Raw genomic sequence first — 15,629 nt, 5'->3', positions numbered from 1 at the left:
CCGAGCTGGTAAAACAAGGGCCTGCCTGACGGCAGGCCCTAACCAGCCCGAACACAAAAAAACTGATACTCCCGAGGGCAAGGGAATCAGAGATCTACCTCATCTTCATTTTTCAACCCGCTGATGAACTCACCAAATGATGAGGCGAGTTTTCTTTGTGCATTGATATGATTCAAGGCCATGGGGCGTCCACGCTATGCCAACTTTAATTCAGTAGCTGCTTAGGCAAAGTCGTAATTGTGCTCTACATACCTAGTATTAGGTCGTTTTAGCCGTGGTCGACATTGCATGTATAACGCCGTTAGATTTGCGGTCGATTATTAAAACTAAGATGTTGTTTTCCATCTTTTTAGCGATCCAGCTAACTGGGTGGTCTGGTGCCAATCTTCCTAATTTTAGTGTGCATTCCTTTGCTCCGTAGAAGGTCCTGCCGCTTTTCTCGAGAGTGTCTATTCTGTAATCTACAATTTGTCTCATGCTTGAGCTTCCATTTATGTTGTAGATTTCAAGATTTAACCCGTGTATAAAATCAACATGTGCCTTAGCCTGTTCTAGGACTTTGGCTGTGTGTATATCTATGTCGTCAGCTTTTAATATGTTTTCAATGGTTTCTTGGTTGATTGTTTTAGAGTTCATTTGGATTGAGCACCTCAAGCTTTGCGCGATTATTTTTTCTCATCACCCGCAATCTCCAAGATTTTACCAGCCTTTTCGATGTGAAAGTAATAAAGTCCTATACTTCAACTTTCTGTTGATCAGCATGGGCTGCTGGCATAGCTGTCGGGCCCGTAAATATACAGTTTGTTTGCTTGTTGGATATTTTGAGCAATATCCGAAAAGATTGATTCTGGACCTTGCTTTTGACCATGCTGTTTTTTTAGATGGTCCGCTTGCCCCTATGACTCATACTCCCGACGGCAGTAGACAAAACCTTCAAGATGCTCAAGACTTCCGATTGGACTCAAGTCAAACTTACACTCCAGGTCTATTTGGAGGATTTTATCTTGACCAATTGATGCTGAAATATTTGTAGATACGACCTCTAAGCTTTCCCAGTCAAAGTCTGTGGGTGGCCTGTCAAGATAGTAACAAATAAATAGTGTTCGATCATCCGTTAGAGAAATAGCGATTGCTCTTATTTCAGGATATATCTCACCAATTAGAGCGCGCCATACGCACAAAATCAACCAGTCAGGCAAGGTTCATGGCTTAGATCCGAACTTTTAGCTTGTAAGTACTCTTTTTTATTAGTAAGAGTTACATTGTTGCCAATTGACTTATAATGGTGCGCGTTGCGATCTTTCATCATGGCTTAAGATTTTCTTTTTCGTTATCAATCATTTATTGTTTTGGAGTTTTAATGTTATTTTCGATAAGGTTTCTGTTCTAATCGTTTGCTGGGCTATTATAGTAACAAAATTTTTTCATTAGCGATTTTTTCAATATATCGCTTTTGGGGTCGTATGTGGGTGGATTCGTATAGCCTAAGTCTATTAGTCTGCAGAAGTTGCTTTTGTCTTCTATTGCATGTTTTTAGTATTGCTTCTAGTTTGCTTCTAGTTTGCTTCTGTAAGCTTTCTTTAGAGGTAAATTATCTTTACCCTCTATTAGCTCTTTTTTCTTAGTCTGAAAAGCTCGGCTTCCCAAACGTTCATTTCTTGCATGAACTTTTCGATAGTTTACAGGGCTTGGTTTGAAGAATCTTTATCTTTCATATGTGTTCTCAAGTATGCTTTCTAGTATTTTATTGCCTTGACGATAGGCATTATTGGTATATATATTTTGTACGCCGCCGCTGTCATATATTAAGTCAAGCTCAATGTCTACTGCCCTCTATTATTTACAGTGCTGGCAATAACCGCTTCAAAAGCTCTAAAGTGACAACGATTTACATCTTTTAACTACGGGAGCAACCCGTCTTTGTTGCCCAATGCTGCCCCAAGAAGCGTAGAGGGCAGCTTCTATAATGGGGGGCTTGATTGATCATCTTAATAATGAAGTAAATTGAAAGGCATATGGAATTCTAAGGTGCTCATGCATTCCGTAATGTCCACCAACGACAGCTCAGTTCAGGTTCAATTAAAATCTGAGCTTCTGAAATGGTTTCGCATATATCAAATATTACGCGAATTCCTGCTCCGGAACTAGTGCGCATAAATTCAATGGATTCTACATTTTCTGATGATACTATGGCAGTTTCCTTCGCTGAAACATAAAGTGCTATTTGAAAAGATCGCATTACGGCACTGAAGGATATATCAGCTTCAATCTCACTGTTTTTCGATTTTATATTATAACAAAATAGAGCTGAGCTGGTATCCATCTCGACAGGCTCAATGCCAAATTCTTCTAAGAAATCATCGGGGCTCGGAAATTTCATAGTCACTCCTTAGTGAACGGGTATTAAGGTTATAAGTTTGCGAGTTCCATTATCAAGTATTTGGAAAGTACTTTTGAAGTTGGCTGCTCGACCCGATGGGCCTATGAATAGGGATTCTCTGACCTCAAACATCCCATACTGGTTGGAAAAAGTACTCATAACGTTGCCTTGGGTTTTTGTGGATGACGCCAAATGCTCAGTTAGCATCTGACGGCCAGAAGTAGTATCAGGAACACCAAGTCTCTTCATTTCGAGAGCAAGCTGGTTCGATCTGGCTGCATTATGAGCGTTACTAGCTGCGCGGCCAAATAGGTAGTCAAATTTGCCCGGTGCAATTTCTAGTGAGCCATTTCCGGAACCGTTGCAAAGACCTAAAGGATCAACCCACCCATAAGGATTAGGCGCATACAGATAAAGATTATCCCCACCACTCAACCCAATTGGATCCTGCGTTATAAACCGCCCAATCTCAGGATCGTAATACCGAAACGTGTTGTAGTGAAGCCCTGTCTCGACATCGAAATACTGCCCCTGAAACCTCAGGTTCTGCTCGACCTCGTTCACCACCAGCTTTTCAATCGCTCCCCACGGCCGGTATTTCGCCTGCCAGACGATCTGCCCTTCGGCGTCGGTCATCTCCAGCGGGGTACCAATCTGGTCGGTGTGGAAGTAGTAAACCCTGTTCCCGGTTTCGCCCTCGCGTTGATCAACACGGGCGAGCGGGGCATAGCTGCCAGGCTCATAGAGATACAAGCTGCTGTGCTCGGGACCCTCTTCACGCAGCATCCTCAGACCGTGCCAAAGAAAGCGCTTCTGGTCGCTCTGGCCTTTGATCTCCGACTGTTTAGCGACCCGCCTACCCAGGCTGTCGTATTGATAGCTACTGGTGCTTTCCACATGGCTGTTGGCCGTGGTCTCGGTTTTGACCAGGCGGTTTTCGCTGTCGTAAGTGAAGGTTTGCCAGCGGACGATGCCGACGATTTTCTCGACCAGGTTGCCCCATGCGTCGTACTTGTATTCGTGGTTGCTCCATTGCTTTAGACGGTTGTCTTTGACGCGGTCGAAGCGGTTGGTGTTGAAGTTCAGGCGGTTGCCAGCGGCGTCGTAGCGGAATTCTTCGCCTTCGAAGCGTTTTTCGGGGTTGTGTTCAAGCAGGCGGCCGTTGGCTTCGTATTCGTAGGTGACCTCGCCGCGCAGTTTGTCGAGGGTGCGGCTCAGTTCGCCGGCTGGGTCGTATTCGTAGCGGCGGTGGATCGGGTTGTAGGCGTGTTCTACGTAGCGCTCGGGCTTTATGAGCGGGTTCTGGATCTGTGAGAGTTTTTCAGCGGGCAGGGTGGTTGCGTACTGCCAGGCTTTGCGGCCAAGGGCGTCGTAGCCGAAGCAACTGGTGAGTTTGCCCTGCGTGCGATAGATCTCGCGGTGCAGGTCGTCGCGCTCCATGTCGCTGATCAGTTGGCCGTCGAGGTTCAACTGGTGCAGATGACCGCTGCCGTAATACAGGTGGTTCAGGTGCTGGCCGGTAGGAAGGGTCAGCGTGGTCAGGTTGCTGAGTGGATCGTAGTCGTAGTTCAGTGCGCCTTGAGGCGAGGTCTCCTGCGTCAGGCGGCCCAGAATATCGTAGGCAAATTCCAGTTTTTCGGCAGTGATGCCGAGTTTTCTGCCGCCGTCAGTGGGCGTGCGCTGGATGGACAGCAAGCGGTCGCTGTCGTCGTAGGCGAAATCCTGTCGGGCGTCGTTGTTGAGTCTGGCCAGCAGTCGACCAATCGGGTCGCGCTCGAAATACGTGCTGCGCTGTGGCCGTTCGCCTTTTTCGCCGTAGCCGGTTTCTTCGACCTGAGTCAGATGCCCGCCAAGGTTGTAGCTGAAACGGCGGGTCAACTGGTCGATGCGTTTTTCTTCGATCAGCCGGTCGGAGTCATCGTAGGCGAACGTGTAAGTGGCGTCGTTTTCATTGCTCAGCGCCGCAAGGCGCAGGGCTTTGTCGTACTGGTAGGCGACCATCAGCCCTTTAGGGTCCTGACGTCTGGTCGGCAGGCCACGTGCGTTGCGGGCCAGATGGGTGGTCTGGTCCTTGCCGTCAGTGTGTGTCAGAACCTGACCGTGAGCGTTGTAGGTGAAGCTCTCGCGGGTGCCGTCCGGGTGGTCGATGCGCAGCACTTCGCCGCCGGGTTTGCGCTCCAGCGTGGTGGTGTTGTTCAGGGCATCGGTAACGGCGACCAGTTGATGGCGCTCGTCATAACGGTAATACGTGCTTTTGCCCGAGCAGTCCTGAAAGCGCTCTACCTGCGCGAGGTTGTTCCACCACAGGTATTTGGACTTGAGCGTCGGGTCGACGATGGTATGGGGCAAGCCGTCCTCGCCGTTGAGGTATTCGGTCTTGTGACCCAGTGCGTCGATCTCGGCGACGAGGTTGCCTCGCTCATCATAACGGGCCTTCCACACGGCGCCGTCAGGGTAGGTGATCTGTTTGACCAGCGTGGTCTTGTAGTGATGTTGATAACGCGTGGTTCGGCCCAGCGGGTCGGTCTCTGCCGTGAGGCGTGACAGATCATCGTATTCGAAGCCCAGTTGATTGCCGTCGGGCAGCGTCAGACTATTGATATTGCCGGTGTCGTCCAGCGCGATACGGTACTGCTCACCGCCGAAATCAGTGCTGGCGACGACGCGGCGGTCCGCGTTCCAGGTCACTTCGGCACGACGACCCAATACATCCGTCACCCGCGTCTGGCGCGCCTCGAAATCATAATCGAACTGAAAGTGCTCGCCGTCGCTGGTCCAGTGTTCGACTACGCGGGGCTTGTCGTCGAGTGTTTCCCAGCGGTACTCGCAACTGAGCCCCAGTGCATTGGCGTGGCGGGTCATCAGCCCGTCGGTGTAGCTGAAGTTGCGCACGGCATCGCCATTGCGGTTGTATACACTGTTCAACTGGCCGTTGCTGTCGTAGCCATAGCGCACCAGTGTTTCAACGGCTTTGTCGTCGACGATGCGCTTGACGGTGCTCAGGCGGCTGGTCACTTCGTCGTAGTGCAGGTGTACGCGTTGCCCGCCAGTGGCGCAGATGTCGGTCAGAACGTCGTCTTCGCTGCGCACGAAATGCAGAAAATGGCCGAGGGCGTTTTCGATACGTTCCAGTGGCACCGGCTGGTTGTCGTCGGGCACTTCGCCGAAGTAATAGAACACGTTGTCCAGCGTTTGCAGCAGGTAATGACCGCCTTCGGTACGCACCAGATACAGCTGTTCCTGTGCGTTGTAGATGCGCTGGTTGTAGTCCAGTGTCACGAACGGCACGCTGCGGCCTTGATTGTCACTGAGGTACAGAAAGCTGCCTTTTCGGCGCAGGCTTTGTTCCCAGGGCAATACCCAGCCCTTGCCCAGTGCGCTGTCGACAGTCAGGTCGCTGGCATAGAAGCGCGTCCATTCGATGGGCATAAGGCCGGGCAGGCCGAAGTCGGACTCATCGATCAACAGCTTGCGCCCAGTGGTGGTGTCGACCGGGTTGCCGTGCAGGCCACCCAGCACTTTTTCGGCCAGGGGGGCAACGCCGAAGCGAAAAATCGCGTCCCCCAGAAAGACACCGCCCATGAAGCGCAGTGCGCAAGGGCCAGCAGCTTTCAGGCCCGCCTGCATACCCAGTTTGGCGATACTGGTGACGGCCTTGGCCCCGCCCGCCACGATCAACAGAATGTCCACGGTGTAGCGGTACATCGCCGAGACTTCGTCATCCACCGGCAGGTAGCGTTGGGTACCTCCGCCGATGAAGACGTTGGGCGAGCCGGTGCCGATTTTCGCGCCGCAGGTCAGTTTGTCGCCTTTGCGCGCTGCGGGCAGGCCATTGATGAAGACGTTGCTGGACCCTTCGGCCACCTTGACGATGGGTGAGTGCTTGTCGCACACGGCGGTGCTCTCGATAGCAAAAGCAGCAGGCCGGCCGTTGATGAACACGTTGGGCGAGGCAGACTCGATCTGCCCCGCTGGAGAGCTGAAGGCGCTGCCTATGGCCTCCCCAAGACTTGCAAGGGCGTTGCCTGCCAGGCCGACGGCCAGTCCCAGTAGAATCCCGCCGAACCCGCACGTGACGAAGGTGAATGACACATATGCCACTGCCGCGATACCCACCACTGCGCCGAGCAAAAAGCCCGTCAGTGCACCGGTGTGTTCGATCTCATCCAGTAACCGGGCTGCCTCAAACATCGCAATTACTCCTGTAGCCCGCGAGTAGTGGAGGCCCGATCAGCCACGTGACGCTGATGCTCTGCAACGGATAGTCCATTAAAACGTGTCCTGTCAGCGATGAAGTAGAGCTCAGGGGGCCGTCATACCTTCAAGCATGACGTCGAAGTCCAGCAGCCATGTTTTCAGCGCGGTTTTTTCTGAGTCGATTACGCAGCCCACGCTCAGCCACTGGCGTTCGTTTTGATCGGCGACCGGTACGATGGAACCGATCAAGCGTCCATGCCGTTCTTCGAAGCCCACGCGAAAATGGAAGTCCAGCGCCAGCGCGGCATTCCCTGCCAGTAACGTTTCATACTGGCGGATGACTCGGACATTGCCATACAACGGCTGCAGTGCTTTGACCGCTTCGGCGAACGCCCCGGCAAGGTTCGCCTCTTCAGGTACATCGCTGCGCTGAATGGAGACCACCACAGGCTCTCCATCGACTTGAATGGTGGCATCGATCGCGCTGCACCCGAACCCTTCCGGAAAGCCGAAGCGGAACCCGCCAAAATTGAAACTGCAGGGTGCGTCGAGCAAGGGTTGTGGGACAGGGATAGCCGCCTGAATGATGTCGAGCGCCTGTTGAGCGGCAGCCCGCTCGGTTTACTCGCGCGCCAGTGCTTCGTCAGCCAGTCGGCGTTCAGAGATACGGTCGTAGAGACTGGTGCGCGTCATGCGGCTTGAACGTTGTTCATCAACTGCTACATCTCCTTACGCAGGCAACGTACTGCCGCGTGGCCCATTTGTAACTGGACGATAAGCACTTTAACGGGACCGGACTATATCTCTGAGCGGACTTATGAGCAGGAAAGCCCTGAAAATCCTGTGGGATAAAAGCTACGGACGAACGCTACTTTCAATGGCGAGTGTTTCGACCTTCCTTTAACTGAAAGTTCACTGCGGGCAGGTGAAAGCTTCAGGATGCTCTATCACGAGCCTCCTGAAGCTTTGGCGGTTACTTGAAACCCTGCTTCAACGCCTCGACCTCATCCTCCTCCCGCCGATGCGCCCACTGATACAACGCCGGCAACACCAACAACGTCAGCGCGGTCGACGACAGAATCCCGCCAATCACCACCGTCGCCAGCGGTCGCTGCACTTCGGCACCAGTGCCGGTGGCGAGGGCCATGGGGATGAAGCCCAGGGATGCGACCAGTGCGGTCATCAGCACCGGGCGCAGGCGGGTGAGGGCGCCTTCGGTGATGGCGTCGTGCAGCGAGCGGCCTTCTTCGCGCAGGCTGCGGATGAAGGCGATCATCACCAGACCGTTCAGCACCGCCACGCCCGACAGGGCGATGAAGCCCACGCCTGCGGAGATCGACAGGGGAATATCGCGCAGCCACAGGGCCATGACGCCGCCGGTGAGGGCGAACGGGATGCCGGTGAATACCAGCAGGCCGTCTTTGAGGTTATTGAACATCATGAACAGCAGCGCCAGCACCAGCAGCAATGCTACTGGCACGACGATTTGCAGGCGTTTGGCGGCCGATTGCAGTTGCTCGAACTGGCCGCCCCAATTGGTCCAGTAACCCGCCGGGATCTGCACGCCGCTGTCGATGGTGGTGCCTGCTTCTTCGACAAACGAGCCGAGGTCCCGGCCGCGCACGTTGGCGCTGACGATAACGACACGCTTGCCGTTCTCGCGGCTGATCTGGTTCGGGCCCAATACCAGATCAAGGCTGGCGACCTGGGACAGTGCGATGAAGCTGATCTGCTGGTTGCTGTTGGCACTCGCAGGCACCGGAATGAGCAGGCTGGAGAGCCCGTTCACGTCGGTGCGCAGTTGCTCGGACAGGCGCACCACCAGGTCGAAGCGGCGATCGCCTTCATACAACGTTCCCGCCTGACGACCGCCCAGCGCAATGGCGATGGCGTCCTGCACATCGGCCACGTTAAGGCCGTAACGCGCGGCTTTGTCGCGATCGATGTTGATGGTCAGTACCGGCAGGCCGGTGGTCTGTTCCACCTTCACTTCTGAAGCGCCTGGCACTTTTTGCAGGGTGGCGGCAATTTTTGCTGCGGTCTGGTTGAGCACGTTCATGTCGTCGCCGAAGACCTTCACTGCAACGTCGCTGCGCACTCCGGAAACCAGCTCGTTGAAGCGCAACTGGATCGGCTGGGACAGTTCGTAGTTGCTGCCCGGCACACTGGCGGCGGCCTTTTGCAGGTCGGCGATCAGCGTTTCGCGAGACTTGTCCGGGTCAGGCCATTCGCTTTGGGGCTTGAGCATCACGTAGCTGTCAGAGATGTTGGGCGGCATCTGGTCGGCGGCGATCTCGGCGGTGCCGGTGCGGGCGAATACGCGCTGCACTTCCGGGACCTTGTCGATGATGGCTTTTTCCAGACGCTGCTGCATGTCCACCGACTGGGTCAGGCTGGTGCCGGGCACCCGCAGCGCCTGCAAGGCGAAGTCGCCTTCGCTCAAGCTTGGGATGAACTCGCTGCCCATGCGGCTGGCGGTGAACCCCGACAAGACAATCAGCACGAAGGCCAAGCCGAACGCTATCGAGCGATGCCCCAGTACCCAGCTCAGTATCGGCGCGTAGCGCTGGCGAGCGGTGCGCATCACAAAGCCTTCTTCTTCCTTGACCTTGTCGGTGACGAATATGGCGATGGCGGCAGGCGCGAAGGTCACCGAGAGGATCATGGCACCGAGCAGGGCAATGACCACAGTGAACGCCATAGGGTGGAACATTTTGCCTTCCACACCGGTGAGGGCGAAGATCGGCAGGTACACGACCATGATGATCAACTGGCCGAAAATCAGCGGCCGACGGGCTTCTCTGGCGGCGGCGAAGACCTCGTGGAAACGCTCGGAGCGGGTCAGCATGCGGCCGTATTTCTTCTGGGCATGCGCCAGCCTGCGGATCGCGTTTTCGACGATCACCACCGCGCCGTCGACGATAATGCCGAAGTCCAGCGCGCCTAGGCTCATCAGGTTGGCGCTGACCTTGTTGGTGAACATGCCGGTGAAAGTAAACAGCATGGCCAGCGGAATCACCATGGCGGTGATCAGCGCAGCACGGATGTTGCCCAGAAACAGGAACAGAATCACGATGACCAGAATCGCGCCTTCGATCAGGTTCTTTTTCACTGTTGCGATGGCTTTTTCGACCAGGTTGGTGCGGTCGTAAACCGTTACCGCCTCGACGCCTTCGGGCAGTGTGCGATTGATGTCGGCGAGTTTGGCGGCTACGGCCTGTGACACCGTCCGGCTGTTTTCACCGATCAGCATGAACACCGTACCAAGCATCACTTCACGGCCGTTTTCGGTGGCTGCGCCGGAGCGCATTTCCTTGCCGATACCGACCTCGGCCACGCTGCTGATCCTGATGGGCGTGCCCTGCACGTTGGCGATGACGATGTTGGCGATATCGTCCACCGTGCCGAGCTGGCCCGGTGCGCGTATCAGCAGTTGCTCACCGCCGCGCTCGATGTAACCTGCGCCGACATTGGCGTTTTTGCGCTCAAGCGCAGCCACCAGATCGTTCAGTGTCAGTTTGTAGGCCGCCAGCTTCTTCGGATCGGGCGCAATCTGATACTGCCTGGCAAAACCGCCGATGGTGTTGATCTCGGCCACGCCCGGTATGTTGCGTAATTGCGGCTTGATGATCCAGTCCTGAATCACCCGCAGGTCGGTCGGCGTGTACGGCGTGCCGTCTTCTTTCAGTGCGCCCTCTCGGGCCTCGACCGTCCACAGAAAGATCTCGCCGAGGCCGGTGGAAATCGGCCCCATCATCGCGTCGACGCCTTCAGGCAACTGGTCCTTGGCAATCTGCAGGCGCTCGCTCACCAGTTGCCTGGCAAAGAACAGGTCGGTGCCGTCTTCGAAAATCACCGTGACCTGAGACAGGCCCGAGCGCGACAGCGAGCGCGTCTGTTGCAGGCCGGGCAGGCCTGCCATGTTGGTCTCGATGGCGAACGTGATGCGCTGTTCGGTTTCCAGCGGCGAGAAACCGGGTGCCGACGTGTTGATCTGTACCTGTACGTTGGTGATGTCGGGGACGGCATCGATAGGCAGTTTCTGGTAACTGGCAATGCCCAGCCCAGCCATGAGCAGCACAGCAAGCATCACAACGATGCGCTGTTCAATCGCGAATTGAATCAACCGTTCAAACATGGAGGTGTACTCGTGTGACGCAGATCAATGGGCGTGCTCGGCGGAGCCTTTGCCCAGCTCCGACTTGAGGATGAAACTGCCCGCAGCAGCCACTTGTGTGCCGCCAGCCAGGCCTTTGACGATTTCCACATGGCCGCCATCGCGGCGACCGAGGGTTACCGGTGTCAGTTGAAAACCTTCAGCGTTGCGTACGAAGACCGAGGGTTTGTCCTCAATCGACTGAATCGCAGACTCGGGAATGCTGACCGCCACGCTGGTCTGCTCGGCGGCGACTTCCACCGACACGAACAGGCCGGGACGCCAGGCACCCTGCGGGTTGGCAAGGGTCACGCGCACGGCGGCAGCGCGAGTCTGCTCGCCCAGCAGGCTGCCGACGTAACCAATCTTTCCTTCGACCCGCGCATTCAGATCGGGCGCGCTGACGATGACCGGACGACCGACCACCACCTTGTCCAGATCCTTGGGCGCTACGCCGAAGGTGGCCCAGACACGCGACAGGTCGGACAGCGTGAAGGCATTGCTCGCTTCGCTGACCATCTCGCCGATGCCGAGGTGTTTCTCTACGACCATGGCGTCAAATGGCGCGATCAATTCGTAGCGATTGCCCGCGGATGGGTTCAGGCTGGCACCGATGGCGCTGATCTTCTGCCGGGCGTTGGCCAGGTTGATGTCGGCCTCCTGAAACTCCTGGCGCGCTTGCAAGTAGTCCTGCTCGGCGGAAATCTTGTCTTCCCAGAGTTTTTTCTCGCGCTGTAACGTCAGGCGGGCCAGTTCCTGGCGGCGTTGTGCGGCGTTCAGTTCGCTGCGTTGATCGGAGATCTGCTGGCTGGCAATCACTGCCAGCACCTGACCCTTTTTCACGGCTTGACCCAGATCGACCTTCACTGATTCGACCACACCGCTGACCCGAGGCACGACATGCGCGGTGCGGTCCTCATCGAAGCGGATTTCGCCGGGGAAGGTCACAGTGGTGCTCATCTGTCGAGGCTCGGCGGTGGCCAGCTCGATGCCGGCAGTCTTGATCTGCTCTGCGCTCAGTTCGATGTGTCCTTCTTCCTCTTCATGGGAAGATTCTGACGCTACGGCGCCTGGTGTTTTCGCCTCGTTGCCGTGGCCTTGCTCCTCGGCATGACCTGGCTCGGCGTCATGGTCGTGTTTCTCGCCTGATGCCTCTGTTCCAGTTGCGAAGGGCAGCATCTGCGGGTTCAGCGTCAGACTGCCCAGACCAATAATGGCCACCACCGCCAGCGTGATGGCAATGCTTCGTTTGTTGTTCATAAAGGCTCCCGGCGATCAGGCGCTTGCGGCACCTTGCGATACGCTCGATATAGGCGGACAAGGACAGTCAGGGGTTGAAGCTGAACCGGTTGAGATCACCGTGAATTCGCTCGACAGCCACTCGGGCTTCGGTGGCGGTTGCCAGCGATTCCAGGTACTGGCTGCGCGCTGAAATCAGCGTTCGTTGCGCATCCAGCACTTCCAGAAAACCGAACTTGCCCATTTCGAAACCGCGCGTTGCGGTGTCGACGGCGCGCTGCGCGGCGGGCAGGATGACCTGATTGAAGGACTCGACTTCCTGCGCCGCGGTGCTCCACTGATCGAGGGCGGACTGGGTCTGGGTGCGCAGCTTGAGCTCAACGGCATTGCGCAGGTCGCGTGACTGGTCGGCCCGGCGTGATGCTGTCAGTACGTTGCCCTGATTCCGGTCGAATAACGGCAGCGGCATCGACAGGCCCACGACGTTGACCCGCTCGCGCTCTTCGCGGCTGTGCTGGCTGCCGACGCTGACGGCCAGGTCCGGGATGCGCTTGGCGCGTTCTGAACCCAGCGCGGCTTCGCGCTGTTCTATCTGCGCCTGAGCGAGGCGTAGCTCGGCAGACTGGTTGATGGCGGTCAGTAGCTTTGCGCTCGGTGGCAGCTTGCCCGGCGACAGATCGGTGTATTCCAGACGCTCAAAAGAGGCGACCGGCGAACCTGTGGTGCGCGCCAGTTCACGGTTGCTGTTGATCTTCAGGGTCTCGGCGCGCCTTACCAGCAGGTCGGTTTCAGCCAGTTGCACCTGAGCGCGCGTGGCCTCCACCGGTGACACCTTGCCCGCCCGAACACGCCCTTCGGCAACCTGCAGACCGCGTTCTGCCAGTGTTCTGGACTGGCGCGCCAGGTCCAGACCTGCCTGCGCCCGCGCCGCTGCGTAGAACGCCTGAACCACTTCGGCCCGCAGTTCGTTGCCGCGTCGCTCCAGCTCCAGCCGGGCGGCGTCCTGGCCCTTGCTGGCGGCTTCGATGCGTGCTCCGCGCTTGCCGCCCAGTGCCTGGCTGAGCATCACGGTGGTGGTCCTGGTCTCGCGGCGTGTGTCTTCAACCTCCCACGACACCACCGGGTTGGGAATCAGCCCGGCCTGCTGGCGATCACCTTCGGCGACGCCGATCTCCCATTGCGCGGCGGCGAGTTCCGGGTTGCGCGCAAAGGCTGCTTCCAGCGCCTGAGCCAGGCTGATGCCCTGGGCTGCTGCGATGCCAGGAGCAGCAAATGGCAACAGCAGCAGACAAAGTGCGGCGACTTTCATGCCGGGCACCCTGTTACCAGACCGGTACGCGGAGTGCGTACGTTGTTCTTCAGTCGCATGAATTACCCTGTCCATGAAGCACCCCATCAAAACAAAAAACAAACAGGCACCTTGGCGCTGAAGTTGGCTGTGGGGACTTTATGTAACCGGAGCTATCACAGGGATTGCTGGAAAATTACGATTTTGTTATCCAGCAAGATAAGCGTTTCTTTTCAGTACACTGCACGGCATCGTCATCATCCGTTCATCAAACAGGAAGCCTGGTTATGCGAATCCTTGTCGTAGAGGACGAGCCGAAAACTGCCGAGTACATGCATCAGGGTCTGACCGAAAGTGGCTATATCGTCGATATCGCTGCAACCGGGCTCGATGGCCTCTATCTCGCGCAGCATCAGGCTTACGATGTGGTGATACTGGATGTGAACCTGCCGGAAATGGACGGCTGGGAGGTATTGAGTCGCCTGAGGAAGACGGTCAGTACGCGCGTGATGCTCACTGCACGAGGGCGCCTGGAAGAGAAGGTCAAGGGTCTGGAATTGGGCGCGGATGACTATCTGGTCAAGCCGTTCGAGTTTCCCGAGCTATTGGCAAGGGTCCGCACGTTGATGCGGCGCAGCGAGCAGACCACCACCTCCAAGGTGTTGCCGGTTGGCGATCTGGAGCTTGATCAAGGGCGGCACCGGGCGTTTCGCGGCAGCCAGCGCATCGACCTGACCACCAAGGAGTTCGCGCTCCTGCACCTGCTGATGCGTCACAGCGGGGAAGTCATGTCGCGTACGCAGATCATTTCTCTGGTCAGGGACATGAACTTCGATTGCGACACCAATGTGGTGGAAGTGTCGATCCGTCGCCTGCGCGCGAAGATCGACGATCCTTTCGAGACCAAGCTGATCCACACGTTGCGCGGCGTGGGCTATGTGCTGGAAGTGCGTGAATGAAACCGACGCGTCTGTCGACGCGCCTGGGGCTGACCGTTACTGCGCTGATTGCGTGCCTGGTGCTGGTAATGGAAATGCTCGCTTATGCGGCTATTTCCCGTCAGCTCGATCTGCGCGCCGAAGACAGCCTGAACGAGAAGTTCGCGCAGATCGAACACAGCATGAGCGAGGGCTTTCTCGGCATCGAAGACATTGTTCAATACCCTCATACCCTGCGTGACCAGATCATCGGACACGACAGCTACTCGTTGATGGTGCTCGACGCGGGCAATCCTCGGCAGCAATTGATGATGGTCGGTAACGAGGAAGGCCGGAACCTGCCTGTCCCCGAGGCAGATCACATACCTCAAGGCTTTCAGGAGTTGCAGTCGGTACACGGCCACAAGATTCTGATGGGTTACAGGGAAATACACCTCAAGACAGGGCAGGATATTCTCGTCAGGCTGTCGATGGATCGGGAAAGTGACAGCACGCTGCTGCACGCTTATTTGAAATCGACTTTCCTGATACTGCCGCTGATCTTGCTGCTGGTCGGCTTCGGTGCCTGGTGGGTAGTGCGTCGTGGTCTCAGGCCGTTGGGTGCTTTCAGAAAAGTAACGGCACTGATCTCGGCTCGCGATCTGTCTCATCGCATGAAATTGAAGGGCCTGCCTGATGAATTGCGCGACCTGGCGCATGCGGTCAATTTCATGCTGCACCGGCTGGACGGCGATGTGCAGCAACTGGCGCAGTTCTCGGACGACCTCGCGCATGAGTTGCGCTCGCCCATGAACAACCTGATGGGCAAGGCGCAGGACACGCTGTCCAGGCCGCGCCCTTCGGAAGAGTACAAGCAGGCGCTGGAATCGTGCACCGAGGAACTGGAGCGCATGTCGCGCATGATCAGCCAGATGCTGTTTCTGGCCAGTGTCAGCCAGCCTGCCGCGCCGTTGCCGGTTGAGGTCATCGACCTGCGCGAAGAAGCCGATAAGGTCGCCGAGCTGTTTTCATCTTCGGCGGAAGAGCGCGACATCACCTTGCAGGTTCAGGGTAACGCGAAGGCAACAGGCGACCGGCTGATGATTCAGCGAGCGATTTCGAACCTGCTGTCCAACGCTATTCGCCACGGTCTGTCCGGCAGTGTCATTACCATCACCCTTGCCACGCATGCAGATGAAGTGTCACTGGCGGTGCGCAACGCGGGCGATGGTATCGATGCCGAACATCTGTCGCGGCTGTTCGATCGCTTCTATCGGGTTCATGTCAGCCGCGCGCGACAGCAGGGCGGGACGGGGCTTGGGCTGGCGATTGTGCGTCCCATCATGAGCCTGCATGAAGGGCAGGTGACGGTCGAGAGCGAGCCCGGACACTTCACGACGTTCAGCCTGATCTTTCCTAAACTGGTGTAATGCGTCAGGTTGCTGGTCGTTC

9 protein-coding genes and 1 pseudogene are annotated in these 15,629 nt (G+C 56.5%); 2 read left to right on the top strand and 8 right to left on the bottom strand.

From position 1 onward, the window contains the following. Positions 1-258: 258 nt before the first annotated feature. The 8 genes and pseudogenes from AO277_RS15920 to AO277_RS15880 form a co-directional block, all read right to left on the bottom strand. Positions 259-636: a hypothetical protein gene (locus tag AO277_RS15920; RefSeq protein WP_099259070.1), complete on the bottom strand. Its 378-nt coding sequence runs from the start codon at positions 634-636 to the stop codon at positions 259-261. 260 nt (positions 637-896) lie between these two features. After that, positions 897-1,187, bottom strand: coding sequence for a MafI2 family immunity protein (locus AO277_RS29965; protein ID WP_474700713.1), 291 nt, complete (start codon positions 1,185-1,187; stop codon positions 897-899). An 845-nt stretch (positions 1,188-2,032) separates the two neighbouring features. Further along, entirely contained in the window at positions 2,033-2,380 is a 348-nt protein-coding gene (locus AO277_RS15905; protein WP_099259068.1) for a hypothetical protein, read from the bottom strand. Between the two features lie 9 nt (positions 2,381-2,389). Next, entirely contained in the window at positions 2,390-6,571 is a 4,182-nt protein-coding gene (locus AO277_RS15900) for an RHS repeat-associated core domain-containing protein (RefSeq protein WP_257214236.1), read from the bottom strand. 111 nt (positions 6,572-6,682) lie between these two features. Further along, positions 6,683-7,270, bottom strand: a pseudogene (locus AO277_RS29445) (hypothetical protein). A 280-nt stretch (positions 7,271-7,550) separates the two neighbouring features. Then, entirely contained in the window at positions 7,551-10,715 is a 3,165-nt protein-coding gene (locus AO277_RS15890; RefSeq protein ID WP_044318358.1) for a CusA/CzcA family heavy metal efflux RND transporter, read from the bottom strand. A 24-nt stretch (positions 10,716-10,739) separates the two neighbouring features. Continuing rightward, positions 10,740-11,993 carry an efflux RND transporter periplasmic adaptor subunit gene (locus tag AO277_RS15885; RefSeq protein ID WP_044318359.1) on the bottom strand — a complete coding sequence of 418 codons (1,254 nt, stop codon included), beginning with the start codon at positions 11,991-11,993 and terminating at the stop codon, positions 10,740-10,742. A 67-nt stretch (positions 11,994-12,060) separates the two neighbouring features. Then, positions 12,061-13,281 (bottom strand): TolC family protein, encoded by a 1,221-nt coding sequence (locus AO277_RS15880; RefSeq protein ID WP_044318360.1) that lies wholly within the window; start codon positions 13,279-13,281, stop codon positions 12,061-12,063. A 266-nt stretch (positions 13,282-13,547) separates the two neighbouring features. Between AO277_RS15880 and AO277_RS15875 the strand changes: the two genes are divergently transcribed. Both AO277_RS15875 and AO277_RS15870 read left to right on the top strand, forming a co-directional pair. Further along, a complete protein-coding gene (locus tag AO277_RS15875; RefSeq protein WP_044318361.1) occupies positions 13,548-14,219 on the top strand; it encodes a heavy metal response regulator transcription factor in 672 nt (223 codons plus the stop codon). Continuing rightward, complete coding sequence (locus AO277_RS15870) at positions 14,216-15,607, top strand: heavy metal sensor histidine kinase (protein ID WP_044318362.1); 1,392 nt, start codon at positions 14,216-14,218, stop codon at positions 15,605-15,607. The genes AO277_RS15875 and AO277_RS15870 overlap by 4 nt, the downstream gene beginning before the upstream one ends. Positions 15,608-15,629: the final 22 nt, after the last annotated feature.

This window comes from Pseudomonas amygdali, from assembly GCF_002699855.1.
GTDB lineage: Bacteria > Pseudomonadota > Gammaproteobacteria > Pseudomonadales > Pseudomonadaceae > Aquipseudomonas > Aquipseudomonas amygdali.
Note: the sequence above shows the minus strand (reverse complement) of the source record. Positions and strands in the feature narration are given on the sequence as shown.